23 protein-coding genes are annotated in these 26,140 nt (G+C 70.7%); 13 read left to right on the top strand and 10 right to left on the bottom strand.

All coding sequences use genetic code 11. The features are described 5' to 3' along the window. The first annotated feature begins 240 nt into the window (after positions 1–240). From ACZ7M3_RS13645 to ACZ7M3_RS13615, 7 genes are all read left to right on the top strand, one after another. Positions 241–1,326: an ABC transporter substrate-binding protein gene (locus tag ACZ7M3_RS13645; RefSeq protein WP_472063197.1), complete on the top strand. Its 1,086-nt coding sequence runs from the start codon at positions 241–243 to the stop codon at positions 1,324–1,326. A 5-nt stretch (positions 1,327–1,331) separates the two neighbouring features. Then, complete coding sequence (locus ACZ7M3_RS13640; RefSeq protein ID WP_472063195.1) at positions 1,332–2,183, top strand: ABC transporter permease; 852 nt, start codon at positions 1,332–1,334, stop codon at positions 2,181–2,183. Beyond that, positions 2,159–2,896: an ABC transporter ATP-binding protein gene (locus tag ACZ7M3_RS13635; protein ID WP_472063193.1), complete on the top strand. Its 738-nt coding sequence runs from the start codon at positions 2,159–2,161 to the stop codon at positions 2,894–2,896. Before ACZ7M3_RS13640 ends, ACZ7M3_RS13635 begins: the two co-directional genes overlap by 25 nt. Next, a complete protein-coding gene (locus ACZ7M3_RS13630; protein ID WP_472063191.1) occupies positions 2,893–4,233 on the top strand; it encodes an LLM class flavin-dependent oxidoreductase in 1,341 nt (446 codons plus the stop codon). The genes ACZ7M3_RS13635 and ACZ7M3_RS13630 overlap by 4 nt, the downstream gene beginning before the upstream one ends. Before the next feature lie 14 nt (positions 4,234–4,247). Beyond that, positions 4,248–5,138 (top strand): TauD/TfdA dioxygenase family protein, encoded by an 891-nt coding sequence (locus ACZ7M3_RS13625; protein ID WP_472063189.1) that lies wholly within the window; start codon positions 4,248–4,250, stop codon positions 5,136–5,138. A 150-nt stretch (positions 5,139–5,288) separates the two neighbouring features. Next, a complete protein-coding gene (locus tag ACZ7M3_RS13620; protein WP_472063187.1) occupies positions 5,289–6,683 on the top strand; it encodes an amino acid permease in 1,395 nt (464 codons plus the stop codon). Positions 6,684–6,823: 140 nt separating this feature from the next. Continuing rightward, positions 6,824–7,465, top strand: a complete 642-nt coding sequence (locus ACZ7M3_RS13615) for a superoxide dismutase (RefSeq protein ID WP_472063185.1) — start codon at positions 6,824–6,826, stop codon at positions 7,463–7,465. Between the two features lie 119 nt (positions 7,466–7,584). Here the strand turns inward: ACZ7M3_RS13615 and ACZ7M3_RS13610 are convergent, their stop codons facing one another. Then, on the bottom strand, positions 7,585–8,241 hold the full coding sequence (locus ACZ7M3_RS13610) for a histidine phosphatase family protein (RefSeq protein ID WP_472063183.1): 657 nt from the start codon (positions 8,239–8,241) through the stop codon (positions 7,585–7,587). A 157-nt stretch (positions 8,242–8,398) separates the two neighbouring features. Between ACZ7M3_RS13610 and ACZ7M3_RS13605 the strand changes: the two genes are divergently transcribed. After that, on the top strand, positions 8,399–8,635 hold the full coding sequence (locus ACZ7M3_RS13605) for a hypothetical protein (protein WP_472063181.1): 237 nt from the start codon (positions 8,399–8,401) through the stop codon (positions 8,633–8,635). A gap of 13 nt (positions 8,636–8,648) precedes the next feature. Here ACZ7M3_RS13605 and ACZ7M3_RS13600 read toward each other — a convergent pair whose 3' ends face one another. After that, positions 8,649–9,305, bottom strand: coding sequence for a mycothiol-dependent nitroreductase Rv2466c family protein (locus tag ACZ7M3_RS13600; RefSeq protein WP_393013941.1), 657 nt, complete (start codon positions 9,303–9,305; stop codon positions 8,649–8,651). Positions 9,306–9,478: 173 nt separating this feature from the next. On the opposite strand from ACZ7M3_RS13600, the gene pepN reads away from it, so the two are divergent. Together pepN and ACZ7M3_RS13590 are read left to right on the top strand one after the other, a co-directional pair. Next, positions 9,479–12,058 carry an aminopeptidase N gene (gene pepN, locus ACZ7M3_RS13595; RefSeq protein ID WP_472063179.1) on the top strand — a complete coding sequence of 860 codons (2,580 nt, stop codon included), beginning with the start codon at positions 9,479–9,481 and terminating at the stop codon, positions 12,056–12,058. Positions 12,059–12,270: 212 nt separating this feature from the next. Continuing rightward, positions 12,271–13,332, top strand: coding sequence for a hypothetical protein (locus ACZ7M3_RS13590; protein ID WP_472063177.1), 1,062 nt, complete (start codon positions 12,271–12,273; stop codon positions 13,330–13,332). A gap of 142 nt (positions 13,333–13,474) precedes the next feature. On the opposite strand, the gene ACZ7M3_RS13585 is transcribed toward ACZ7M3_RS13590, so the two are convergent. The 5 genes from ACZ7M3_RS13585 to ACZ7M3_RS13565 form a co-directional block, all read right to left on the bottom strand. After that, the gene (locus tag ACZ7M3_RS13585) at positions 13,475–14,614 is read right to left on the bottom strand and encodes a serine hydrolase domain-containing protein (RefSeq protein ID WP_472063175.1); all 1,140 of its coding nucleotides are present in this window, start codon (positions 14,612–14,614) and stop codon (positions 13,475–13,477) included. Positions 14,615–14,727: 113 nt separating this feature from the next. Next, complete coding sequence (locus tag ACZ7M3_RS13580) at positions 14,728–16,518, bottom strand: TIGR03767 family metallophosphoesterase (RefSeq protein WP_472063173.1); 1,791 nt, start codon at positions 16,516–16,518, stop codon at positions 14,728–14,730. Between the two features lie 259 nt (positions 16,519–16,777). Then, positions 16,778–17,242: an NUDIX hydrolase gene (locus ACZ7M3_RS13575; protein ID WP_472063171.1), complete on the bottom strand. Its 465-nt coding sequence runs from the start codon at positions 17,240–17,242 to the stop codon at positions 16,778–16,780. 36 nt (positions 17,243–17,278) lie between these two features. Beyond that, a complete protein-coding gene (locus ACZ7M3_RS13570) occupies positions 17,279–18,160 on the bottom strand; it encodes a pyridoxamine 5'-phosphate oxidase family protein (protein ID WP_472063169.1) in 882 nt (293 codons plus the stop codon). Between the two features lie 24 nt (positions 18,161–18,184). Beyond that, a complete protein-coding gene (locus tag ACZ7M3_RS13565; RefSeq protein ID WP_472063167.1) occupies positions 18,185–18,637 on the bottom strand; it encodes a VOC family protein in 453 nt (150 codons plus the stop codon). 126 nt (positions 18,638–18,763) lie between these two features. Between ACZ7M3_RS13565 and ACZ7M3_RS13560 the strand changes: the two genes are divergently transcribed. Beyond that, positions 18,764–19,300, top strand: a complete 537-nt coding sequence (locus ACZ7M3_RS13560; RefSeq protein WP_472063166.1) for a CGNR zinc finger domain-containing protein — start codon at positions 18,764–18,766, stop codon at positions 19,298–19,300. 264 nt (positions 19,301–19,564) lie between these two features. Further along, the gene (locus tag ACZ7M3_RS13555; protein WP_472063164.1) at positions 19,565–22,867 is read left to right on the top strand and encodes a S8 family serine peptidase; all 3,303 of its coding nucleotides are present in this window, start codon (positions 19,565–19,567) and stop codon (positions 22,865–22,867) included. 91 nt (positions 22,868–22,958) lie between these two features. Here the strand turns inward: ACZ7M3_RS13555 and ACZ7M3_RS13550 are convergent, their stop codons facing one another. Next, complete coding sequence (locus tag ACZ7M3_RS13550) at positions 22,959–23,696, bottom strand: hypothetical protein (RefSeq protein WP_472063162.1); 738 nt, start codon at positions 23,694–23,696, stop codon at positions 22,959–22,961. A 1-nt stretch (position 23,697) separates the two neighbouring features. Continuing rightward, positions 23,698–24,219 (bottom strand): sigma-70 family RNA polymerase sigma factor, encoded by a 522-nt coding sequence (locus ACZ7M3_RS13545; RefSeq protein WP_472063160.1) that lies wholly within the window; start codon positions 24,217–24,219, stop codon positions 23,698–23,700. 294 nt (positions 24,220–24,513) lie between these two features. Here ACZ7M3_RS13545 and ACZ7M3_RS13540 point away from each other — a divergent pair, with 294 nt between their 5' ends. Then, entirely contained in the window at positions 24,514–25,530 is a 1,017-nt protein-coding gene (locus tag ACZ7M3_RS13540; protein WP_452972643.1) for an aspartate-semialdehyde dehydrogenase, read from the top strand. A gap of 68 nt (positions 25,531–25,598) precedes the next feature. On the opposite strand, the gene ACZ7M3_RS13535 is transcribed toward ACZ7M3_RS13540, so the two are convergent. After that, positions 25,599–26,111, bottom strand: a complete 513-nt coding sequence (locus ACZ7M3_RS13535) for a DUF1203 domain-containing protein (protein ID WP_472063158.1) — start codon at positions 26,109–26,111, stop codon at positions 25,599–25,601. Positions 26,112–26,140 lie beyond the last annotated feature (29 nt).

Below are 26,140 nucleotides of genomic sequence, written 5' to 3'. Positions count from 1 at the left end.
GGTCGCACGCACGCGTTGTTGCTGACGCCGGGTCACTGCCGCGTCGGCGCCTTGACCTGCTGACGCGTTGACGCATCGACGCGTAGACGATCACCCGGTTTCTTCTGCCGCGCCCTCGGCGTGCGCCTCCCGTCTCCTCATGCGCGCGTATTTCGCTGCTTTCACTTCCTTCCCTCGGTGAATTCCCCCTGCCCGGAATTCCGCGCGCATTTCCGTCACTTGGATCCCCGGAGTCCTCCCATGTCACCTCTGTCTCCTTCGTCGTCCCCTATCGCGCCCGGTGTGGACCGGCGGCTGTTCCTGTCCTCCCTGCTCGGCGTGGCCGCCGCGGCCGGACTGAGCGGTTGCGCGGGAGCCAGTGCCGCCGACAGCAAGTCCAAGGGGTCCCTGTCCGCCCCGCTGTCCGCCAAGGTCCCCTCCGGTACGAGCCTCAAGATCGCCTCGTACCAGAACGTCCAGCAGCTCCAGTTCAAGCTCGCGGGCCTCACCGACCTGCCGTTCACCGTCTCCAGCTGGGTGAACATCGGCGCCGGCCCCGATGTCATCAACGCCTTCCGCGCCAAGTCCCTGGACGTCGCCAACAACGCGGGTATCCCGCCGATCCAGGCGCACTACCAGGGCTACGACGCCAAGATCGTCGCGATCGACGTCACCCGCAAGCCCAACTACCTCTTCGCGACCAAGCCCGGCAGCGACATCCACACCCTCGCGGACTTCAAGGGCAGGAAGCTGGCGTTCTCCCAGGGACAGGCCCAGGGCGTCGTCCTGCTGAGGGCGTTGAAGGAGGCCGGGCTCGCGTACGACGAGGTGAAGCTGGTCCCGCTGACCAGCAACCAGTTCTTCACGGCCCTGCAGTCGGGCCAGGTCGACATCGCCCCGCTCGCCAACAGCCAGACACCGGCGTACCTCAAGCAGTACGAGTCGAAGGGCGCCCGCGCGATCACCACCGACGTGGTCGACCTGCTCAACCTGCTGTGGGCGCCCACCTCCGTGCTGGCCGACCCGGCGAAGGCGGCGGCCGTCGCCGCGTACATCCCGCGCTGGGCGCAGGGGCAGGTGTGGGCGTACGAGCACCCGGACGCCTGGAACGAGGAGTTCTACGTCAAGACGCAGAACCTCACGCTCGCACAGGCCCGGTCGATCACGGAGCTCGCCAACAAGCCGCTGTTCCCGCCCAGCTGGGACGAGGCGGTGAAGTGGGAGCAGGAGACCGCCGATCTGCTGGCCGAGGGCGGTTTCGTGAAGGCGTTCAAGGTCGGCTCGCTCTTCGACCGGCGCTTCGAGGGCATCGCGGCGAAGGCCGTCCCGGCGGAGTACCGGAAGTGACGGCCATGACGACCACCACGACCACGACCACCGTGCCGGTGACCGCCGCCGAGGACACACCTGCCGTACGGCGCAGGCGACGCCGCGGCCTCGCTCCCGGCAAGCGCCTGCCCGCCTCCCGGCTCATCGGCCCCGCCCTCTTCCTCGCCCTGTGGGCGGCCGCCTCCGCCGCCGGACAGCTGGACCCGGGTGCGATCCCGGCGCCCTGGACGGTCCTGAAGACCGCCGGTCACCTGTGGACCGACGGCACGCTCCCCACCGACGTCCGCACCTCCCTGGAACGCGCGGGATACGGCTTCGCGCTGGGCCTGACCGCCGGTGTGGTCCTCGCGCTGGCGGCCGGGCTCAGCCGGATCGGCGAGGCGCTGATCGACGGGACCGTGCAGCTCAACCGGGCGATCCCGACCCTGGGCCTGATCCCGCTGTTCATCCTCTGGCTGGGCATCGGCGAGACCTTCAAGATCGCCATCATCGCGATCGTCGTCTACATCCCGATCTACCTCAACCTGCACGCCGCGCTGTCCGGCATCGACCACCGCTACGTCGAACTCGCCGAGGTCCAGGGCCTGTCGAGGCTCCAGTTCGTCCGCCAGATCGTCATCCCCGGCGCACTGCCCGGCTTCTTCGTCGGACTGCGCCTCGGGGTGACCGGCTCCTGGCTGAGCCTGGTGGTCCTGGAGCAGATCAACGCCACCAGCGGACTCGGCTACCTGATGTTCCAGGCCCAGAACTACGGCCAGTCGGACGTCATCCTGGTCGGCCTGCTGATCTACGGCGTCTTCGGCCTGCTCTCCGACAGCGCGGTCCGTCTCGTCGAACGGAGGGTGCTGTCATGGCGCCGCACACTCAGCAGCTGACAACCGCCCCCGCCGTCCGACTCCGGGGTCTTACACGGTCGTTCGACGGCCGCACGGTCCTCGACGACATCGACCTCGACCTGCCCGCCGGACAGTTCACTGCCCTGCTCGGGCACAGCGGTTCCGGCAAGAGCACGCTGCTGCGGGCCATCGCGGGCCTGGACCACGAGGTCGCCGGAAGCGGCCGGCTCACCGCACCGGAGCGGGTGTCGGTCGTCTTCCAGGACTCCCGGCTGCTGCCCTGGCGGCGGGTCCTCGACAACGTGCTGCTCGGCACGAACGGCAAGGAAGCGGCCGAGAAGGGCCGCGAAGCCCTCGCCGAGGTGGGCCTGAAAGGCCGCGAACGCGCCTGGCCCAACGAGCTGTCCGGCGGCGAGGCCCAGCGCGCCGCCCTGGCCCGCTCGCTCGTCCGTGAGCCCGAACTCCTGCTGGCCGACGAGCCGTTCGGCGCGCTGGACGCGCTGACCCGGATCCGGATGCATGTCCTGCTGCGCGAGCTGTGGGAGCGCCACCGGCCCTCCGTGCTGCTCGTCACCCACGACGTGGACGAGGCGATCGTGCTCGCCGACCGGGTGCTCGTGCTCGACCGGGGCCGGATCGGTCTCGACCTGACCATCGACCGCCCCCACCCGCGCTCCTACCGGGAGCCGGTACTGAGTGAATACCGGGAGCGCCTTCTTGCCGCCCTCGGTGTGACGGAGGACCACGCATGACCCGCCGACTCCACCTCAACGCCTTCCTGATGAACACCGGCCATCACGAGGCGTCCTGGCGGCTGCCGGAGAGCGACCCGTACGCCCACGTCGAACTCGACCACTACGTCGAGCTGGCCCGGATCGCCGAACGCGGCACCTTCGACTCCCTCTTCCTGGCCGACGGACCCCAGTTGTGGAGCAACCTGGCCCAACGACCGGCCGGCGCCCTGGAACCGCTCACCCTGCTCACCGCACTGGCGACGGCCACCGAGCACATCGGCCTGATCGCCACGGCGTCCACGTCCTACAACTCCCCCTACAACCTGGCCCGCAAGTTCGCCTCTCTCGACATCATCAGCGGCGGTCGGGCGGGCTGGAACATCGTCACCACGGCCGGTGCGGAGGCCGCCCGCAACTTCGGCCTCGACGCCGAGCCCGCGCACGCCGAACGGTACGCGCGCGCCGCCGAGTTCCTGGACGTCTCGCTCAAGCTCTGGGACAGCTGGGAGGACGACGCGATCGTCGCCGACAAGGCGGCCGGCGTGTGGGGCGACGACGCCAAGATCCACCCGCCGCGCCACCAGGGCACGTACTTCAGTGTCGAGGGCGCCCTGAACGTGCCCCGCTCGCCGCAGGGATACCCGCTGCTCGTGCAGGCGGGGTCGAGCGAGGACGGCAAGACGTTCGCGGCGCGCTACGCGGAGGCGGTGTTCACCGCGCAGCAGACCCTCGCCGACGCCCAGGCCTTCTACGCGGACCTCAAGTCCCGTACGGCGGCTGCCGGTCGGGACCCCGAGCACATCAAGGTGCTGCCCGGCATCGTCCCGGTGCTCGGCTCGACGGAGGCCGAGGCGCGGGCGAACGAACAGGTCCTGGAGGACCACATCGTGTACACGCACGGCGTGGCCCGTCTGGAGCACCTGCTGCAACTGGAATCCGGAACCTTGGAGTTGGACGCCCAGCTGCCAGCGGACCTGCCGCCCGAGGACGTCATCGAGGGCGCCAAGAGCCGCTACACGCTCGTCGTCGAACTCGCCCGCCGCGAACGGCTCACCGTACGGCAGCTGATCGGGCGACTGGGCGGCGGGCGCGGGCACCTCACCTTCGCCGGCACGCCGGAGCAGGTCGCCGACGCGATCGAGGAGTGGTTCACGCGCGGCGCCGCCGACGGCTTCAACATCATGCCCGCCGTACTTCCCTCCGGTCTCGGTCTGTTCGTCGACCACGTCGTCCCGATCCTGCGGGCCCGCGGCCTGCTCCGCACGGAGTACGGACCGCGCCGGACCCTCCGGGAGCGCTACGGCCTCCCCCGCCCCGCCAACCAGTACCTCACTCCCGCACTCGCCACGGTCTGAGAGGACGACCCCGCATGTCCATCGAGATCAGCAAGGTCACCGCGAACATCGGCGCCCGGGTCTCCGGCGTAGACATCTCCAAGCCGCTCGACGAGGAACAGGTCACCGCGATCCACGAGGCCCTCAACGTCCACAAGGCCCTGGCCTTCGACGACGTGCACCTCGACGACGAGGGCCAGCAGGCCTTCGCCCGCCACTTCGGCGACCTCACCACCGCCCACCCGACGGTGGCCGCCGTCGACGGCGCCCCGAACGTGCTCCCCGTCGACAGCGAGCGCGGGCGCGCCAACCACTGGCACACCGACGTGACCTTCGTCCTCAACCCGCCCCAGGCCAGCACCCTGCGCAGCATCACGGTCCCGCCGTACGGCGGCGAGACGCTGATCGCCAGTTCGGCGGCCGCCTACCGGGACCTGCCCGCCCCGCTGCGCGCGCTCGCCGACACCCTGTGGGCCGAGCACACCAACGACTACGACTACGCGGTGCCCGACGAGCAGATCGACGAGGAACAGGCGGCCCAGCGCGCCCAGTTCACGTCCATCAAGTTCCGTACCGCCCATCCCGTCGTCCGGGTCCACCCGCTGACGGGTGAGCGCGGGCTGTTCATCGGCGGGTTCGCGCAGCGGATCGCCGGGCTGTCGGTGGGCGAGTCCCGCAAGCTGCTCGACCTGTTCCAGTCGTACGTCACCCGGCCGGAGAACATCCTGCGCTGGCGCTGGTCCCCGAACCAGCTGGTCCTGTTCGACAACCGGATCACCCAGCACTACGCGATCGACAACTACGACGGCCGGCCGCGCCGCCTGCACCGGGTGACCGTCGCCGGTGACGTGCCGGTCGGCGTCGAGGGCAAGGAGAGCTACGCGATCGAGGGCGACGCCTCGCACTACACGTCCGTGGCCGGGTAACACGCACCGCACGTCCGTGGCCGAGTAAAGGGAATCTCACGCTCCGTACCGCGGGTGTCCGCATACTGGGCAGCCTCTCCCCCTGAGCGGAGAGGCTGCCCAGACTGTGGGCGTTTTTGCCCACTCGCACGTAAGGGACCACCCGCTCTCATGTCCCGCACCACCCTCGACACCCCACCCAACGCTCCCGACGCACACGCCCCGCTGTCCCACGGCCTCAAGCAGCGCCACCTGTCGATGATCGCCCTCGGCGGTGTGATCGGCGCCGGTCTGTTCGTGGGGTCCGGCGCGGGGATCGCCGCCGCCGGACCCTCGATCGTGATCGCGTACGCGGTCTCCGGCCTGCTGGTCATGCTGGTGATGCGGATGCTCGGCGAGATGTCCGCCGCGTATCCGTCCTCGGGCTCGTTCTCGGCGCACGCCGAGCGGGCGATCGGACCGTGGGCGGGCTTCACCGCGGGGTGGTCCTTCTGGGTGCTGCTCTGCACGGCCGTGGGGCTGGAGGGGATCGGGGCGGCGAAGATCGTCACCGGCTGGCTGCCCGGCACGCCCGAGTGGGCCTGGGTCGCCCTGTTCATGGTGGTCTTCTGTGTCGCGAACCTCGCCGCCGTGAAGAACTTCGGCGAGTTCGAGTTCTGGTTCGCCGCGCTGAAGGTCGGCGCGATCGGCCTGTTCCTGGTCCTTGGCGTACTGGCCGTCGCGGGCGTCCTGCCGGGCACCGACTCCCCCGGCACCGCGAACCTCACCGGCCAGGGCGGCTTCCTCCCGCACGGCAGCGAGGGGCTGGTCGTCGGTCTGCTCGCGTCGGTCTTCGCGTACGGCGGTCTGGAGACGGTCACCATCGCGGCGGCCGAGTCGCAGAACCCGGTCCAGGGCGTCGCGCGCGCCGTCCGTACGGCGATGTGGCGCATCGCGCTCTTCTACATCGGCTCCATGGCGGTCATCGTCACGCTGGTCCCCTGGGACTCGAAGGAGGTCGTCGAGAAGGGCCCGTACGTCGCCGCCCTCGACCACCTGGGCATCCCCGGCGCCGGTCAGCTGATGAACGTGGTCGTGTTCGTCGCGCTGCTCTCGGCGATGAACGCCAACATCTACGGCTCCTCGCGCATCGCCTATTCGCTGGTGGAGCGCGGCCAGGGCCCGAAGGCCCTCGGCGGGGTCTCGGCCGGGGTCCCGCGGGTCGCGGTGCTCGTCTCCTGCGTCTTCGGCTTCGTGTGCGTGCTGCTGAGCTACTGGCGGCCGGACGACGTCTTCCCCTGGCTGCTGAACATGATCGGCGCGGTGATCCTGGTCGTGTGGATCTTCATCGCGGTCTCGCAGCTGCTGCTGCGGCGCCGGGTGGAGCGCGAGGCACCGGAGAAGCTGGTCGTGCGGATGTGGCTGTTCCCGGCGCTGACCTGGGTGGCGCTGGCCGGCATGGCCGCGATCTTCGTCCTGATGGCCCGGCAGCCGGACACCCGGGTGCAGCTGTACTCGACGGGCGGGATGACGCTGTTCCTGGCGGCCGTCGGATACGCCTGGCAGCGGGCACGCGCGGCCCGCTGACCGTTCCGGCGCCCCGGACCGCCGACCGTTCCCGCTCCCCGAAAGGCCCTCGTGCGACCCGCACGAGGGCCTTTTTGTTGCTAACGTGCAATTGCAAGCTATGTGCAATAAGGTCTTACGAGGCCGGAGGGGACCCCGCCATGCCCGTCTACACGCTCCCTGAGCTGCCCTACGACTACGCCGCGCTCGCACCCGTGATCAGCCCCGAGATCATCGAGCTGCACCACGACAAGCACCACGCGGCGTATGTGAAGGGGGCCAACGACACGCTGGAGCAGCTCGCCGAGGCGCGTGACAAGGAGTCGTGGGGGGCGGTCAACGGCCTGGAGAAGAACCTGGCCTTCCATCTCTCCGGCCACATCCTGCACAGCATCTACTGGACGAACATGACCGGGAACGGCGGCGGTGAGCCCCTCGCCGTGGACGGTCTGGGAGAGCTCGCGGACGCGATCACCGAATCGTTCGGCTCCTTCGCCGGGTTCAAGGCGCAGCTGACGAAGGCCGCCGCGACCACCCAGGGCTCCGGCTGGGGCGTCCTCGCCTATGAGCCGCTCAGCGGTCGCCTCGTCGTCGAGCAGATCTACGACCACCAGGGCAACGTGGGGCAGGGCTCGGTGCCGATCCTGGTGTTCGACGCCTGGGAGCACGCCTTCTACCTCCAGTACCGCAACCAGAAGGTCGACTTCATCGACGCGATGTGGCAGGTCGTCGACTGGCAGGACGTGGCCCGGCGTCACGAGGCGGCCAGGTCCCGCGCGAACGTGTTGCTGCCGACCCCCTGAGGCAGACAGGAAACGTCCTGCTCGTGATCGTCTTCTCACCTTTCACGTGGCAGGCGGAGAAACGGAGGGCCCCCGCGAGGACGTGACTCGCGGGGGCCCTCCTGTGCACACGGCCCGCGTCACGCGCAGGGCACGTTGAGCGACAGCAGCGCGGCGGTCCCGTCCGTCATGCGCAGTTCGGTGATCGCGGCGTTGCGCAGCCGCGGCAGGACCCTGCGGTACTCGCCCAGGGGGATGGACAGCAGCGAGCAGAGCACCAGCCGGAGCAGTGTGTTGTGGGCGACGACCAGGACGCGTTCGCCTTGGTGCGCGGCCTCAATCCGGCGCAGGACGGCCGCCCCGCGGGCCGCCGCGGTGCGCGGGTCCTCCGCCTCCGGGAAGGGGTACGACACCGGGTCGACCCGGAACGCCTTCGCCCGGGCCGGGTTCTCGGCCTCGAACTCGGCGAGGGTATGGCCCTCCACCACCCCGAAGTCGCATTCGCGCAGGGCGGGTTCGCGGTGCGCGATGAGGCCGAGGGCGCGGCAGGCGGGCTCGGCCGTGGCGACGGCGCGCGAGAGGGTCGACGTCCAGACGGCGTCCACGGGGTGCGCGGCGGCCCAGCGGCCGAGGGCCTCGGCCTGGGCACGGCCCTCGTCGGCGAGCGGGACGTCGCTCACTCCGGCGTAGCGGTTCTCGGCATGCCAGACGGTCCGGCCGTGCCGGGCGAGCAGCAGGGTCGTGCTGACTGAGGCTGCGGGACTCACGGCGCTGTGGGTCATGCTCGTCGTACTCATGACCCGCCAGTATCCCGGTCGGGGCGCGCCCACGTGTGCGCTCCGACGGAAGCCCGCCGTCCGGGTCTGTCAGGAGTACCACGAAGGCCCCGTGAGGAGCGAAAAGGAGCCTCACGGGGCCTTACGGTATGCGGGCTTCCGGGGCATCGTTTGCGGGATGCCGAGGGAAATGACGTACCCCTGCTACACGTGTGGGTCCTACCAGCCGCACCGCCAGCCCCGGGACGACCGGGAGCGGAACATCATCCGCAAGCTGGCGAACCTCCAGAAGACGAACGCGTATGTGGACGACTACTGGATCTGCGGGCGAACCGACTTCGACTGCCGCAACATCCGCACGGCGTCGAGGGTCAAGCCGTTCGACCCGCCCCAGAAGATGCCCAACCCGGAATGACTCCTGGTGCCCCCTACAGGTTGCTGAAGTCCGGGCCCTTCGTGCGGGTCCGCTTGATCTCGTAGAAGCCGGGGGTCGAGGCGACCAGCAGCGTGCCGTCCCACAGCCTGGCCGCGGCCTCGCCCTGCGGGGTGGGCGTGACGACCGGGCCGAAGAAGGCGATCTGCTCGCCGTCGTCGCCGGGGAGCGCGATCACCGGGGTGCCGACCTCCTGGCCGACCTTGTCGATGCCCTCCTTGTGGGAGGCGCGCAGCTCGGCATCGAACTCGAAGTTCTCCTGGTCGGCGTAGTCGAGCAGGGAGGCCGGGAGGCCGACGTCCTCGAGCGCGCCCGCGATCGCCTCGATGGTCGGGCCCTCGCCCTGGTTGTGGATACGGGTGCCGAGCGCGGTGTAGAGCGGGCCGAGGACGTCCTCGCCGTGCTTCTGCCAGGCGGCGGTGACCACCCGGATCGGCTTCCAGGCCTTGGTGGCCAGCATGTCCCGGTACTCCTCGGGCAGCTGGTCCAGCTTGTCCTCGTTGAGGACCGCGAGGCTCATGATGTGCCAGCGGACCTCGATGTCCCGGACCTTCTCCACTTCCAGCACCCAGCGCGAGGTCATCCAGGCCCAGGGGCACAGCGGGTCGAACCAGAAGTCGACGGGGGTCTTGGTGGAGAGGGTCTCGGGCATGGTTCTCCTCGGAAAGCGGTGTTTCCCGCAGCAACACCGGAGGCCGCTCGCCTCATTCCCGGGTGTCACGCCTCATTCCCGGGTGTCCCACGTCAGGGGCACATGGCAGGATCGCTCCTGTCCGTTCCGCAGTACCCATGTCCATTCCATGACGCCCCGAGGGAGTGCCGCCCGTGCCCGGTGAGAATCTGACCCGCGACGAGGCCCAGGAGCGGGCAGCGCTGCTGTCCGTGGACGGGTACGAGGTCTCCCTCGACCTGCGCTCCGCGCTGGGCGACCTCGAGGCCGAGCCGCGCACGTTCCGCTCGGTGACCACGATCCGCTTCCGCTGCGCGGAGCCGGGCGCCACGAGCTTCGCCGACCTGCTCGCACCGAGCGTCACCGCCGTGTCGCTCAACGGCAAGGATCTGGACCCCGGCGAGGTCTTCGACGGCTCCCGCATCCGCCTCGAGGACCTCCGGGCCGACAACGAGCTGGTCGTCGACGCGCAGTGCGCCTACTCCCGCACCGGCGAGGGCATGCACCGCTTCGTCGACCCCGAGGACGGCGAGGTCTACCTCTACACCCAGTACGAGCCCGCCGACTCCCGACGCGTCTTCGCGAACTTCGAGCAGCCGGACCTCAAGGCCCCCTTCCGCTCCGAGGTGCGGGCCCCGGAGGGGTGGACGGTCTGGAGCAACGGCGTCGGTGAACTCGTCGACGGTGTGTGGAAGTTCGCCGAGACCAAGCCGATCTCCACGTACATCACCGCGTTCGTGGCGGGCCCGTACCACTACGTCACGGACAGCTACGCGCGCACCTTCGACGACGGTACGACGCTGGAGATCCCGCTCGGCGCGATGTGCCGCAAGGGGCTCGCGCCCCACTTCGACTCCGACGACGTGTTCCTGGTGACCAAGCAGGGGCTCGACTTCTTCCACGACCACTTCGACTTCCCCTACCCGTTCGGGAAGTACGACCAGGCGTTCGTGCCCGAGTACAACCTCGGCGCGATGGAGAACCCGGGGCTCGTCACCTTCCGCGAGGAGTTCATCTTCCGCGGCAAGGTGACGCAGGCGTCGTACGAGGGCCGGGCCAACGTCATCCTGCACGAGATGGCGCACATGTGGTTCGGCGACCTCGTCACCATGGAGTGGTGGGACGACCTGTGGCTCAAGGAGTCCTTCGCCGACTTCATGGGCGCGTTCGCGCTGGTCGGGGCGACCCGCTTCGAGAACGGCTGGATCACCTTCGCCAACCGCCGCAAGGCCTGGGCGTACCGCGCCGACCAGCTGCCCTCCACCCACCCCATCACGGCCGACATCCGCGACCTCCAGGACGCCAAGCTCAACTTCGACGGGATCACGTACGCGAAGGGCGCGAGCGTGCTCAAGCAGCTCGTCGCGTACGTCGGCCAGGACGCGTTCCTGGAGGGCGCGCGCCGCTACTTCAAGCGGAACGCGTACGGCAACACGCGCCTCGGCGATCTGCTGTCGGCGCTGGAGGAGACCAGCGGGCGCGATCTGGCCACCTGGTCGCGCGCTTGGCTCCAGACGGCCGGGGTGAACTCCCTCACCCCGCAGGTGATCCTGAGCGCCGAGGGCCGCATCACGGAGCTGGCCGTGCTCCAGGAGGCCCCCGAGTCGCACCCCGAACTGCGCCCGCACCGCGTGGCGGTGGGCCTGTACCGGCGTGAGGACGCCGACGGCTCCCTGGTGCGGTACGCGCGCGCCGAGGTCGACGTCGTCGGCCCCCGTACGGTGGTCGAGGAGCTGGTCGGCGCGGACGCCCCCGAGCTGGTCCTCGTCAACGACGACGACCTCACGTACTGCAAGATCCGCTTCGACGAGAACTCGCTGGCCACGCTGCGCGAGCGGCTCGGCGACATCACCGACCCGCTCGCCCGCGCGCTGTGCTGGTCGGCGCTGTGGAACCTCACCCGGGACGCGCTGATGCCGGCCCGGGACTTCGTGGGACTGGTGCTGCGCTTCGCGGGCCGCGAGTCCGACATCGGCGTCCTGCAGATGCTGCACGCCTGGGCGCACTCGGCGCTCGTCCACTACGCGGCCCCCGACTGGCGTGCGGAGGGCGGCCGGCTGCTCGCCCAGGGCGCCCTGAAGGAGCTGCGGCTCGCCGAGCCCGGCAGCCAGCACCAGCTGACCTGGGCCCGTTTCTTCGCGACGGTCGCCTCCGACCAGGCCGATCTGCACCTGCTGCTGCACCTCCTCGAGGGCACCGCCAAGGTCGACGGCCTGGATGTCGACCAGGAGCTGCGCTGGGCGTTCCTGGAGCCGCTGGCCGCGCACGGCATCGCCGACGAGTCCCTCCTCGCGGCCGAACTGGCCCGCGACGACACGGCCTCCGGCAAGCGCCACCAGGTCCGCTGCCTCGCCGCCCGCCCCTCGGCGGCGGTCAAGGCCCAGGCCTGGGCGCAGGTCGTCGAGTCGGACGCGCTGTCCAACGCGCTGGTCGAGGCGACCATCGCGGGCTTCGCGCAGCCCGCCCAGCGGGAGCTGCTTGCTCCCTACGCCGCGAAGTACTTCGCGGCCATCGAGCGCGTCTGGGCCGAGCGGTCCATCCAGATCGCCATGGACGTGGTCAAGGGCCTGTTCCCGTCCCTGCGGGACTCCCAGGAGACCCTGGACGCGACGGACGCCTGGCTCACCGCCCACGAGGACGCCGCACCGGCCCTGCGCCGTCTGGTCCTGGAGGCGCGGGACGACCTGGCGCGCACCCTGCGGGGGCAGGCGTGCGACACGGCGGCGGGCTCGTAGCGACGAAGGCCGGGAGGTGACGGGGCCCCGGGTCGCCCATGCGGCCGCCCGGAGCCCCGTTACGGAACCCGCGCACCGGGCCCCGTAACCCCGATCCGGACCAGCGTCTTTCGGCAGTCGAACGCCCGTACTTTAGGACGAGCTTGTCCGGATTTGTCGACGGGTGTGTAACAGCGGTTAGGGGACGGATCGGGCGCGGAAAACCCCCGGTCATGAACCACAACACCCCACTGTCCCCCCGCCCCCTCCGTCACCTGTCCCACACGCAGCGGCGGGTCCTGACCGCCGCTCAGCTGCGCGCCCACGGCGTCACGGCCGCCGACACCACCGAGCAGTGCCGGCCGGGCGGCCCCTGGCAGCAGATCCTCCCCGGCGTCTTCCTCCTCCACCCGGGGCCGCCCACCTCCGAGGAACGCCTGCACGCGGTCCTGCTGTTCGCGGGCCGCACCCCCGCGCACCGGCCGACGTCGGGCATCCCCGTCCAGCCGGGCGCCGAGGAACCGCACGCCCCGCAGCCGTACGCGGACGCGCTGATCACGGGCCTGGCCGCACTCACCCTGCACGGCTTCACCTCGGCGCCTCCGCTGACCTCCCTCGACAAGATCGACGTCCTGGTCCCCCGGCTGCGCCGGCTGCGCTCGCACGGCTGCGCCCACATCGTCCGTACGCCGTCGCTGCCCGCACCCTCGTACCTCACGGGTGTCCCGGTCGCCCCGGTGCCGCGTGCCCTCGCCGACGCGGTGGCGGAGTTGTCGGACGCGGGTGCGGTACGGCGGCTGCTGGCGGAGGCGGTGCGCGCCGGGCACTGTGACGCGCCGGTGGTGGTGCGGGAGTTGGCGCAGGCGCGGCTGCTGAGCCGGCCGCACGTGGTGGACGCGGTGAACTCGCTGCTGGCGGCGGGCCGGGCGATCGCGGAGGACCGCCTCTACCGGATGGTGCGGGAGTACGGCCTGCCCGACCCGGTCTGGAACGTCGACCTGCGCCTGCCGGGCGGGCCCCACCTGGGCGGCCTCGACGCGTACTGGCCCGAGCAGGCGGTGGCCGTCGAGCTGGACACCCGGGTGCCCAGGCAAGGCGATCGGCAGGACGACGCGCTCTGGTCGGAGTACGCCCGTAAGCGCGAGCACCTGGAGCGGCTGGGCATCACGGTCGTCCACATCACTCCGAGGAAGCTGCGGGAAGCGATGGATCAGCAGGCGACGGTGGTCCGCACCGCGCTGATGGCGGCGAACGACCGGGATCCGGCGGCGTATGTCGTGGTCCTGCCCCGGTAGTGACGGACCGGGGCGGCACCAGGAGGGGAGAGGAGGGGCCGTCGGCGATCCGGCGGCCCCTCCTCGTGCGGGTACCCGTGGGGAACCTCGGGCTCGGAGCTGCGTCGGGCTCGGACCTGCGTCAAGAAGGCCGTTCAGGGGCCTACTTGCCGCAGAACTCCCCCTCGATCACCGCATCGCTGTCCCCCGACCAGTCCCCGTTGAAGTTGAAGGCCAGGGAGTGGCGGCCGTCCGCCGTCGTCACGGCGGAGGACGTCGAGCCGTGAATGCCGCCGTCGTGGCCCCACACATGGACCCCGCAGCCGAGCTCTCGGTCGATGAGACCCAGGCCGTAGCGGGCGCCCGGTATCTCGTCGGCCTTCACCGTGGTCTTCATCTCCTGCAGCTGCTTCGGGGGAAGGAGCCGGCCGCCCAGCAGGGCCGCGTAGAAGCGGTTCAGGTCGGCGGAGTCGGAGATCATCTCCCCGGCGGAGGAGGCCAGGGAGGGGTTGAGGCGCGTGACGTCGTACGTCGGGCCCGTCGTCGCCCGGGACAGTTTCGAGTACGCGTGGCTGCTGGGCCGTGGGAGCGTAGTCCTGGTGCCGGGGACGGACGTGGCGCGCAGGCCGAGCGGTTCGATGACGCGGCGGCGGATCTCCGTGGCGTAGGAGTGGCCGGTGACCTTCTCGATCACCATGCCGGCCAGCACGTAGTTGGTGTTGGAGTAGCTCCAGGACGTGCCCGGCGCGAAGAGCGGTGCGTGGGTCATCGCGATCGCCACGAGCTGCTCGGGTGTCTTCGTGTCGTAGCGGTGTTCGAGGAAGCCGTCCTTCAGGAAGTACGTGCGGGCGAAGTCGTCGTCCGCCGTGTAGTTGAAGATGCCGCTGGTGTGGTTGAGGAGCTGACGGACGGTGATCCGGCGTCCGTCGTGGCCGTGGCCCCGGACCACGCCCGGGAGCCACTTCTCCACCCTGTCGTCCAGCGACAGCCGCCGCTCCGCCTCCAGCTGCAACAGCACCGTCGACACGAACGTCTTCGTGATGCTGCCCACGCGGTAGCGGTCGGCCGTGCCGCGCGGCGTGTGCGTCCGCACGTCGCCCACGCCCGCCGTGGCCGACCACCTGCCGCCCGCGTCCCGCGCCGTCGCCGTCACGCCCGGCACCCCGGCCTTCACCGCGGCGTCCATGGCGGCGCGGGTCGCGCCGTGGTGGCCGGCCCCGGCGGGAGCCGCCACCGCGGGCCCCGCCAGAGCGGCCGCGAGCGCCACCGCCGTCGCCGCCACCAGTCCCGTACGCACTGACATGTCGTTCCCCTTCACCGGAGACCCCTGGTCGGGGGGAGGGACTCGACGGACCGAAGTGAAGGTTGCCCGCCTGTATGTCAGTTGAGTGGATTTCGGCCGTTCTTCGGGCTTCCTCAGGCCTTCTTCAGCACGAGCTCCGTGTTGCGGTCCCGCGAGGCGCCGGCCAGTTCGGTGTTGCGGCCCGGGGCGTTGAAGGCGAGCTCGCGGTAGAGGGCCGCGAGGCCGGTCTGGCTGAGGTCGGAGAAGTCCGTGCGGTGCGGTGCCGCGGACTCGATGAGGGTGGTGAAGAGGGAGAGCGTGCCGTCCTTGTTGTCGACGACCTCGATGATGCGGGCGAGGTGCGGGAAGTCGACGTGGGAGGCGGTGTTGATCTCCCAGAAGGAGCCGTGGTTCGGCGCGGAGTGCGCGATGATCTCGTTCTTGTGGGTGTGGCCGTTCACCCACGCCAGCACGTTGCGGTGCTTGGCGAGCGTGGCGACCACGTCCTCGCCGCCGTGGCGCTTGTCGCTCGGGTGCGCGGGGTCGGTGCGGCGGTTGGTCATCGACTTGCTGGTGTGGTGGCTGAAGACGATGGCGTACGAGTCCTTGTTGTCGCTCAGCGTCTTGTCCAGCCAGCGCAGCTGGGTCGTCCCGATGGAGCCCATGTAGTGGCCGCCCGGGTCGGTGGTGTCGATGCTGATGCCGATGATGTCGTCGGAGATGCGGAAGGCGTAGTACTGGGTGCCCGCGGCGAGGTTGGCCTGTGAGTAGCCGTGGCCGATCGGGCCGGGGCCGGTGTGCGCGGGGTCGAGGTGCGCCTTCAGGTACTGGGCGGGCGTGAAGGGGGCGCGCGACTCGTCCGGGGTGACCGAGCGCAGCTGCCGCGCGTGCGTCTTGAGGAGGTCCCTGAGCTGGAGGCCCTTGGGGTCCTTGTCGTTCTTGATGGCGGCACGCAGGGCGACGCTCGCCGAGGCGGGCAGCGTCATCAGCTTCTTGCCGCCGACGGCGAACTCGGCGAGGAAGGAGTCGCCGTGGCGGTAGCAGCCCAGCGGCAGTGCGTCGTGGTTGCCGACCGTGGAGTACCAGGGCAGGCCGAGACCGGGGCTGCGCACCTCACGGATGGCGGCCGCGAGGAAGCCGTGCAGGTGCGGGAAGCCGCGCTGCTTGTCGGCGTCGCGCAGGGCCGCGTCCGGCTGCCAGTACAGCTTGAGGCCGCTGTTCTGGACGCCCTCGTAGTGGCGCGGGTCGCCGCTGTTGGGGCTGATCCGGCCGCCGCTCATGACCTTCAGGAACCAGTCCAGCTCCGTCTTGGAGTTGTTGTCCGTGTTGTCCCCGGTGGTCATGACGAAGTGCAGCGGGGAGCCGGTGACGGGGGCGCCCCGCAGCGCGTTGACCCGCTCGACGAGCGAGACGGCGCCGGCGACGGTCAGCGACTCGTGCGGACGCCAGGTACCCGCCGCGGCGGTGCGCAGGTATTCGAGCCGCAGCGGGTGCTGGACGTCGATCAGGTGCAGGTCGGTGAACTGCACGAACGCGGCGAGTGCGGTGCGCCGGTCGGCCCGGCCCGACTTGGCCGCGGCCAGGTCGCTGCGAACGACCCGCTTCCAGGCGGGGCCGTCACCGAGCCGCCGGTAGTCGCCCGAGCCGGAGCGCGGCGCGGCCACGCTCTCCAGGGTGGTGCCGCGCTCGTAGGGAGCGAGGGGTGCGGCGGGCGCCATGGGGGTCCCCCCGCTCGAGCGAAGCCGAGAGTGGGGGAGGGACACGGCGACGGCGGACTCACCGGTGTCGGTGGTGGCGGCGTGCGCCTCGGAGTCGGGCCGCAGGGCGTAGCCGATGCCCGCGGAGAGGGTCACCGCCCCGGTGGCGGCGAGCAGGGTACGGCGGTTCATGGCGGCGGAGGTGGCGACAGAGCGTATGCGCGACATGGCGCGATCTCCCCGAGTGCGAACGCGTCGGCAGTGGTCGCGGGGGCTCGTTGCGGTAACTCCCCGCTCATACTGGATCGTTGACACCGGGGGTGACCTGGACGTTAACGAGGCGGCAACGGCCGACGCCGATCACCGTACGTGGATCCTGGAACACCCTGCGCGTCCACGACCCCTCTCCGAACGGCCGGGACGCGGTCACTCCGTGTTCATTTTCCGGGGTAGGGGACGAGTCCGCCGCCACTGCTCTCCCCTGCGGCTACTCCGCCGCCTCTTCGGAGCCGACGCGGCCGAGGGGCGGTCGTTCTCGCCACAGCCGCAGTCCCACGTCGACCAGCGCGACCCGGTCGAGGGCGGGTACCTCGTCGAGCGGGTGCCAGGCCGCCATGTCGGTGGAGCCGTTCGTCTCGTGGCGCAGTTCGCCGCCGGTGACGCGGGCCTCGTAGACGATCCGCAGGGCGTGGAAGTCGTTGGGCGAGCCGAGTCGGCGCGGGTGCGAACGCAGTACGGAGTCGACGCCGAGCAGCGCGAGGGGCTCGACGGCGTAGCCCGTCTCCTCCTCGGCCTCGCGGATGACGGTGTCGTAGGGGTCCTCTCCGTGGTCCATGCCGCCGCCGGGCAGGGTCCACCGCCTGCTTCCGTCACCCGCGACCCAGCGGGCCAGCAGCATCCGCCCGTCCCGCACGCATACGGCGTAGGCCGCCACCCTCAACTGCTTCGGCATGCCCAGACGTTACGGCACGGGGGCGCGGCAAGTCGCCTACGGCAGGGACGGGTTGGCCGGCGAGTACTCCGGCGGCGACCAGCGGATCGGGCTGGCAGCAGGCGTCTGTACGACCTCGGTGACGGTGAAACCGACCGTGCGCTCCCCGTCGGCCGCGTACTCCGTGCGCGCCGTGCCCGTCAGTTGCAGCACCGTCCCCGCCGCCCAGTCCAGGAAGAGCAGCCCCGCCCGCGGGTCCGTCTCCAGGTTGCCGAGGGTCAGGAACATGGAGTTGCCGGGGTAGTCGCGCCAATGCAGCTCGTGCGGCGAGGTGACGTGGACGAAACCGGGGTTGCCGCCCCGGTGGCTGACGTCGGCGCCGTGCGCGTGGACGGTGGCCAGGAAGAAGGTGTCGGCGGACTCGACGAACCGACGCTGCCCGGGGGAGAGTGCGGCGGACCGGCGGGGGGTGCCGGGCGGACGCTCGGCCTTCTCGTACGACTCCCTCTTCTGCAGGTACCTCGGGCAGTTGGAGAAGACCTGGTCGGCCTCGACGGCGAAGCCGCGGGGGGTCGGGCGGGCCTGGCCGTTGAGGCGCATACGTCGGCGGGTGCGCGGGTCGAGCGCGATCGTGCCGACGGAGGTACCCGGGGTGGCGAGCGCCCGCGCCAGGGGGTCGCCCTCGCGGGGACCGCCGCCCGTGACCGAGATCTGCCGGACACCCGTCGCCCGTACGAACCCGGGCTCGCCGGTGAGCAGCGAGGCCCACACCGCTCCGCCCACCGGGTCGGCCGCGCCCAGCACCAGCATCGGCTGGAGTTCGAGGAAGGCGGCGGCCACGGGGCGGATGTCCTGTCCGACGGACTGCCCCACATGGTCGGCGGCCTCGCGCACACCCACCCGCTCCTGTACGGCCCGTGAGCCGAAGTGGTACGTCATGACACGCCCCGCTCTCCACAGCTCCTAGAAGAAACCGCAGGTGGGGGCGGTGGCGGACGGCACCGGGGCCCCCTCTGCCCCGCTCGGCGCGTAGATCTCGAGGCGGGTGCCGTCGGGGTCGTGGAAGATGATGCCGCCGGACGCCGAGCCCTCACGGTGGGCGACCACGCCCTCGTGCGCGAAGTCGACGCCGTAGTCCCGCAGGGCCGTCTCGTACTCCCTGACCCGGTCGACCGAGTCCACTTCGAGGGCGAGGTGGTGCAGGCCGGCGCGGGCCTTGTCGTACGACCCCTGCGCCTGCTGCCAGAGGGTGAGCACCGGGCGGCCGTCTCCGGCGAGGGAGCCGAGGAACGCGTACCGCCGCTCCTCCTCCTTGCCCTCGGCGATCACTCCGAAGCCGAGGAGGTCACGGTAGAAGGCGAGCGAACGGTCGAGGTCGGTGACGTTCAGGCCGATGTGGCCGGTGCGCAAGGTCATGACGGTCCCGTCTGCCGTTGGCCGCCCCACAGAAGAGCTAACCTTTGTCATCGAGGTTAGAGGTTAGACTAGGGAGAGTCAACCAGTGACTTACTCTTGAGCGGTTAGCGCGGAAAGGAGTTCCTCATGTCCATCACCGCCGATCCCCGCCCGCTCACCGGGGAGCCGGTCTCGCTCGACCTGCTCAACACCCGCTGGAACCGCGAGGGAGTGACGCAGGACCTGCTCACGGACACCGAGGGCCTGGCGGTGTGGCTGGCGGCGAACGGGCTGGACTTCCCGGCCGACGACGCCGTGCTGCTGCATGCTCGGGAAGCCCGTGACGCCCTGCGTTCGGCCGTCGACGGCACCCTGGAGGAAGCCGCCGCCCGGATCGACGCCGTCCTCGCGCACGGCCGCGTCCGCCTGACGCTGACCGGCCAGGGACCCGGCGAGGAGGCGGAGTTCGGCGACCCGTCCTGGGGGCCCGCCTGGCTCGCCGCCCGCGACTACCTCGGACTGCTCGCCACCGCCCCCGACCGCATCCGCCGCTGCGCCCACGACACCTGCATCCTGCATTTCTTCGACACCTCGCGGAACGGCACCCGCCGCTGGTGCTCGATGGCGGCCTGCGGTAACCGCGCGAAGGCGTCCCGCCACTACGCGCGCACACGGGAGGCCTGAGCGGCCGGGCGCGGGCGACGGGCGACCACGGATTGGTTGACGATGCTTGTCGATGTCCTGTCATATTGAGCTTTGACCGTCGTGACGCATGGCGGAAGTACGCCATGGCTCCATCCCGCCCCGGTCAACTCTCCCCAAACAACTGTCCCTTAGGTAAAGCTGAGCGGTCATCCGGGTCCACATACCGGACTGATGTGATCGTGTCCCGTGGGAACGTCGGGACCGGTCACTCCACGCTCGTTCCTTTACCTACAAGGGATGCTGATGACCGATCCTCAGCGCGCACCGATATCGGGCGCGAGACGCGTGGCCCGCATCGCCGTGGCCGCAGGCCTGGTGGCCGCGCTCTCCGCGGCCGGGCCGATACCCATGGCCTTCTCCGCGGACCACGCACCCGCCACGCCCGATCCGGGCACCAAGTCCGCGAGCGCCAAGCTCGGTTCGGACGACGCGGACCTCCTCGCCGACGCCAAGGCCGACGGCGCCAAGAACGTCACGATGATGATCGCCACCGCTCCCGGGCAGACCGAACAGGTCGCCAAGGAGATGGACGCGGTCAAGGGCGGGTCCGTCGGCCAGACGTACGACAAGGTCGGTTACGTCCGGGCCACGGTCCCGACCGCCAAGGCCGACGCGGCCATCGCCGCCGCCACCAAGCTGACCTCGGTGCACGGCATCGACCTGCGCCAGGACATCGCGCTCGACGACCCGACGCCGAGCGCCGACACGGCCAAGGGCGCCTCTTCGAAGGCCACGAAGACCTACGCCGCGCCCGACAAGAACACCCCCGCCGAGAACCCGTACAACCCGTCCTTCGAGACGGGCGCCGTCGACTTCGTGAAGAAGAACCCGAAGGCGGACGGCCGGGGCGTCACCATCGGCATCCTCGACTCCGGTGTGGACCTGAGCCACCCGGCGCTGCAGAAGACCACCACCGGCGAGCGCAAGATCGTCGACTGGGTCACCTCGACCGACCCGATCCTCGACAACGACCTGAGCTGGCGGCCCATGGTCAGCGCGGTCTCCGGGCCCGCCTTCACCTACGGCGGCCAGAGCTGGACGTCCCCGGCGGGCTCGTACGAGATCAGCACGTTCCGGGAGTCCGCGACCGCGGGCGGCGACGCCGCGGGCGACGTGAACCGTGACGGCGACACCACCGACGCGTGGGGCGTCCTGTACGACCCGGCGGCCGGCACCGTCACCGTCGACGTGAACAACAACCACGACTTCAGCGACGACACCGCGATGAAGCCGTACAAGGACGGCTACCAGATCGGTCACTTCGGGACCGACAACCCGGCCACCGACGTCGTCGAGAGCCAGCCGTTCGTCGTGCAGATCCGCAAGGACGTGCCGATGGACCCCTTCGGGGGCGACTGGGTCGGCAAGAAGGCCGACTTCGTCAACATCGGGCTGATCGCGAGCGAGCACGGCACGCACGTCGCCGGCATCACCTCCGCGAACGGCCTGTTCGGCGGCAAGATGAACGGCGCCGCTCCCGGCGCGAAGATCGTCTCGTCGCGCGCCTGCGTGTTCGGCCCGAGCTGCACCAACGTCGCGCTCACCGAGGGCATGATCGATCTCGTCGTCAACCACGGCGTCGACATCGTGAACATGTCCATCGGCGGCCTGCCCGCGCTGAACGACGGCAACAACGCGCGCTCCGAGCTCTACACGCGTCTCATCGACACCTACGGTGTCCAGCTGGTGATCTCCGCGGGCAACTCCGGCCCCGGTGCCAACACCATCGGCGACCCCGGCCTGGCCGACAAGGTCATCTCGGTCGGCGCGTCCATCTCCAAGGACACCTGGGCCGCCAACTACGGCTCCGTCGTGGAGAAGAAGTACGCGATGATGCCGTTCTCCTCGCGCGGTCCGCGTGAGGACGGCGGCTTCACGCCGACGCTGACCGCGCCCGGCGCCGCGATCAACACCACGCAGACCTGGCTGCCGGGCTCCCCGGTCGCCCAGGCCGGCTACTCCCTGCCGGCCGGCTACTCGATGCTTCAGGGCACCTCGATGGCCTCCCCGCAGGCCGCCGGCGCGTCCGCGCTGCTGCTGAGCGCCGCCAAGCAGAAGGGCATCGCCCTGACGCCCGCCAAGCTGCGCACGGCCCTCACCTCGACCGCCGACCACATCAAGGGTGTGCAGGCGTACGAGGAGGGCGCGGGCCTCATCAACATCGTGGACGCGTGGAAGTCGATCAAGGACGACGCGACCGCCCACGACTACACCGTCAAGGCCCCCGTCGACACCGCGATCGACTACGCCCTGAAGACCCCGGGCTTCGGCACCGGCCTCTACGACCGCGAGGGCGGCCTCAAGGTCGGCGTGAAGAAGTCGTACGACATCACCATCACGCGTACGTCCGGCCCGGACAAGGCGATCCGCCACGAGCTGCACTTCGAGAACAACGCCGGTGACACCTTCCGGATCGTCGGCTCCGACGAGGTCAAGCTCGAACTGAACAAGCCGGTCACCGTCAAGGTCGCCGCGAAGGCCTCCTCGGCCGGCATCAAGAGCGCGATCCTCGAGGTCGACGACCCGCGGACCGAGGGCCTCGACAAGCAGATCCTGACGACGGTCGCGGTCTCCACGCCGCTCAAGTACAGCTACTCGGCGTCGAGTTCGGTGCAGCGCAACAGCACCAAGTCGTACTTCCTGACCGTGCCCGAGGGCGCGAAGGCGCTGGAGGTCGCGATCGGCGGGCTGAAGGACCTGAGCCAGACCCGGTTCATCTCCATCCACCCCTACGGTGTCCCGGTCGAGGACACCGGCACGCCGTACTGCTACAGCAACTACCCGAACACCAACGGCTGCAGGCCCGACGTGCGTGCGTACGCGGACCCGCAGCCCGGTGTCTGGGAGGTCGAGGTCGAGGCGCGCCGTACCTCGCCGCTGCTCGACAACCCGTACAAGCTGGAGGCCACCGTGCTCGGCGCGGCCTTCGACCCGGCCGTGGTGACGGTCCCCGAGGCCAAGGTCGGCACGCCGGTCACCGCCTCCTGGAAGGTGGCGAACGGTTTCGCGGCGCTCGACGGCACCCTGAAGGGCGGCCCGCTCGGCTCCTCGAAGACGGCCCGGCCGACCATCGCGGGCGGCGCCACCCAGACCAGCACGGTCGAGGTGCCGGCCGGCGCCGCGTCGCTCGACGTCGCCATCGGCAACGTCTCGGACACGGCCGCCGACCTGGACCTGACGGTGTACGACTCCGCCGGCAAGCAGGTCGCGCAGTCCGCGGACGGCGACTCGGAGGAGGCGGTCTCCATCCCCAACCCCGCCGCCGGTACGTACACCATCGAGGTCGTGGGCTACTCGGTCCCGTCGGGCTCGACCGCGTACGACTACCGTGACGTGTTCTTCTCCTCCGCGCTCGGCTCGGTCAAGGTCGACGAGTCGACGCCGGTGAAGCTCGCCACGGGCGGTACGGCGACGGTGTCCGGCGAGGTCACCGCGGCCGCGCCGGCCCCCGAGGGACGCGAGTTCTTCGGCCAGGTCCAGCTGGTGAACGCCCGCGGCACGGCCGCCGGCCTCGGCAGCGTGAAGATCGAGAAGGTCACGCCGTAGCAACCGGCCGACCTACGAGGGGCGGGCGTCCGGAAACGGGCGCCCGCCCTTCTTCATGGGCACGTGCCTTCTTCACGGGCACGTGCCTTCTTCACGGGCACGTCAGGGTGCGGGACGCGGGCAGCGCCTTCACGATCCACGCCCGTTCGTCGGCGATGGCCTTCTCCCCCGTGGTCCAGCCGGTCCCTGTCGCCGGATCGTCCTGGAGGGCGACGAGTACCCGCTCGCCCTCACGCGGCCGGGGAGCCACCTCCTCGTCCAGGACGAGGACGACCTCGGCCTTCCCCTTCTCGGGCTTGTAGTAGCGGTCCACATGCAGGGTGATCCGGTTCTCCGTGGTGCCGGGGAGCGGCTCGACGTCGGCGACCGTGCCCTCCGCGACGAGCCGGGCGCAGGCCAGATAGCCGGGGGCGCTGAGCGAGGCACTGCCGCCCGCGGTCCCGCTGTCGGCCGCCTTGGCCCCGCTGGTATCCGACGCGCCCACCCCGTTGTGCGCGAGGATCCAGCCCATGCCGACGACCATCGCGGCCACGGTGGCCGCGACGAGGGTGCCCACGACGAGAGCTAGGGGACGGCGCCCGCGATTTCTGGGGGCGCCTTCGGGGCGGCGGGCGCGCTTCCTGGGGGCCCGTACCGGGACCGGCTTCGCTTCCTCCGCACGGTCAGCCAGCGCGTCCCCGATGACCGCCAACTGCTCCCGCAGCAGCGCCACATCGGCCACCGCCGACCGGTGCTCGGCCATGAACTCCGGGTCGTCGCCGGCCCCTTCGGGCAGAGCCTCGTCAGTGATCGCGGCCAACAGCGCGTCCACTCCCTCATACTCGGCCACGTCACACCACCTCGTCCTCGTGCAGGCGGGCGCGCAGGGCGCGGACCGCCGAGTGCAGCCTGCTCTTGACCGTGCCCTCCGGGATACCGAGCTCCTCGGCGATCCCGCGCACGGACAGATCGGCGTAGAAGCGCAGGACGAGGACCTGGCGCTGGGCGTCGGGCAACTCGTCCAGCCCCTGCGCCACGGCGAGCGAGAGCACGCTGGAGTCCTCGTCACGGGCGTCCGCGGGCTGCCGCAGCGAGGCAAGCCGCTCACCGAGCCGCTCCTGGCGCCGCTTGGCCCGGTGCCAGTCCATCGCCAGGTTCGAGGCGACGACCGCCGCCCACGCGGACACGTCACGCGGCGCCTCGTCCCCCTTCGCCGCGCGTTCCAGCAACCGCAGGCGGACCTGCTGCACCCCGTCCGGCAGGTCCGCCTGCGGTACGCCACCGAGCGCGAGCACCGCCCGCACCCGGCGTTCCTGGGCCGCGTCCAGGGGATCGTCCGCCCCCTCGACCCGGCGTGCCTTTCTGCGCAGCACTCCGCCCCTCCCCTCCCGCGTTTCCTCTACGACGCCGACGCGGGCCAAAACGTTCGGCCGCACGCGAAGGAGTCGTACGTCACACCGGGCCGGGGCCGGTGAGGACGCCCACGCCGTACGGCTTGCGGTCCCCGGCGGCCGGCGGACGGTTTTCTTTCGGATGCCGCAGCAATGCCGTACGGCGGACGTGTCCCATTCCTCGGGCGGCACGGGCAAAGGATTGGACACGCGGGGACGGGTCAGACGCATGATGGAAGCGCTGGACCACGTAAAACGCACGCTAAGGGAGTCGCCGTGAGGGTCGGAATCATCGGAGCCACCGGTCAGGTCGGCACAGTCATGCGCAGGATCCTCGTCGAGCGGAAGTTCCCGGTCGAGGAGCTGCGGCTGTTCGCCTCGGCGCGTTCGGCCGGGACGGTGCTCGACGGTGTGACGGTGGAGGACGCGGCGACGGCGGACTACTCCGGCCTGGACATCGTGCTGTTCTCCGCGGGCGGCGCGACCTCCAAGGCGCTGGCCGAGAAGGTCGCCGCGCAGGGCGCGGTCGTGATCGACAACTCCTCGGCGTGGCGCAAGGACCCGCAGGTGCCCCTGGTGGTCTCCGAGGTGAACCCGCACGCGATCGCCGACCGCCCCAAGGGCATCATCGCCAACCCGAACTGCACGACGATGGCCGCGATGCCGGTCCTGAAGCCGCTGCACGAGGAGGCGGGGCTCGAGGCGCTGGTCGTCGCGACGTACCAGGCCGTGTCCGGTTCCGGCCTCGCGGGCGTGGCCGAGCTGCACGGCCAGGTACTGAAGGTCGCCGCGGACGCCGACAAGCTGACCCATGACGGCGGCGCGGTCGACTTCCCCGAGCCGGGGATCTACAAGCGCCCCATCGCCTTCAACGTGCTCCCGCTCGCGGGGTCGATCGTCGACGACGGTCTGCACGAGACGGACGAGGAGCAGAAGCTCCGCAACGAGTCCCGCAAGATCCTGGAGATCCCCGCCCTCAAGGTCTCCGGCACCTGTGTCCGCGTCCCGGTGTTCAGCGGCCACTCCCTGCAGGTGAACGCCCGCTTCGCGCGTCCGCTGAGCGTGGAGCGCGCGACCGAGCTGCTGGCCGGCGCCCCGGGCGTCACCCTCTCGGAGATCCCGAACCCGCTCGAGGCCGCCGGCAAGGACGCGTCCTACGTGGGCCGCATCCGCGCCGACGAGACGGCCGAGCACGGTCTCGCCCTCTTCGTCTCCAACGACAACCTCCGCAAGGGCGCCGCACTGAACGCGGTCCAGATCGCGGAGCTGGTGGCGGCGGAGCTCAAGGGCTGACGGAGCCCAAGGGCTGACACCCGCACCACGTGCCCAAGGGGCGGTCACCGCAGGGTGACCGCCCCTTCTCACGCCCGCCGCACCTCGTAGAGGAAGCACCCGTACTCCACGGCCCGTACGTGGACGAGCGCCACCTCCGGGTCGGCGAAGGCCTCCGCGAAGGCCTCGTCGAAGGCGCCGTCGAGGGCCTCGGCGTTCCCGACCAGACGGCCGCCCAGGATGCGGCCCTCGGCGGAGTAGCGGCGGACCGTGCGGTGAGCGCCCGGGAAGGGGTGGCCGCGCAGGTCGGGGCCCGGGCAGTCGTCGGCGTGGACGAAGACCGGGCCCAGTTCGTCGTACGCGCCCGGGTCGACGCCCGTCCCGGCGGCCCAGCGGCGCAGGGGCGCGTAGGAGACGAGGGCGATCCGCTCCCCCGGTTCGCTGCGCCGCAGACAGCAGCGCAGCGGCGCGCCGCCCTCCTCGTCCGCGAAGGGAACCATCGGACGGTCCGCGTCGTCAGCTGTGCGGAGATCCTTCAGGACCGCCGGATCGATGGGACGTGCCGTGTACGTCGTCGCGTCCGTGGTCGTGTGCGTCGTCATGTCGCCAGGCTCGCGCCCGCGCCTGCCTG

The sequence above is a fragment of the Streptomyces sp. NPDC111656 genome, from assembly GCF_055656965.1.
The sequence above is the reverse complement of the archived record's forward strand: the minus strand, read 5'-3'. Positions and strand labels throughout refer to the sequence as shown.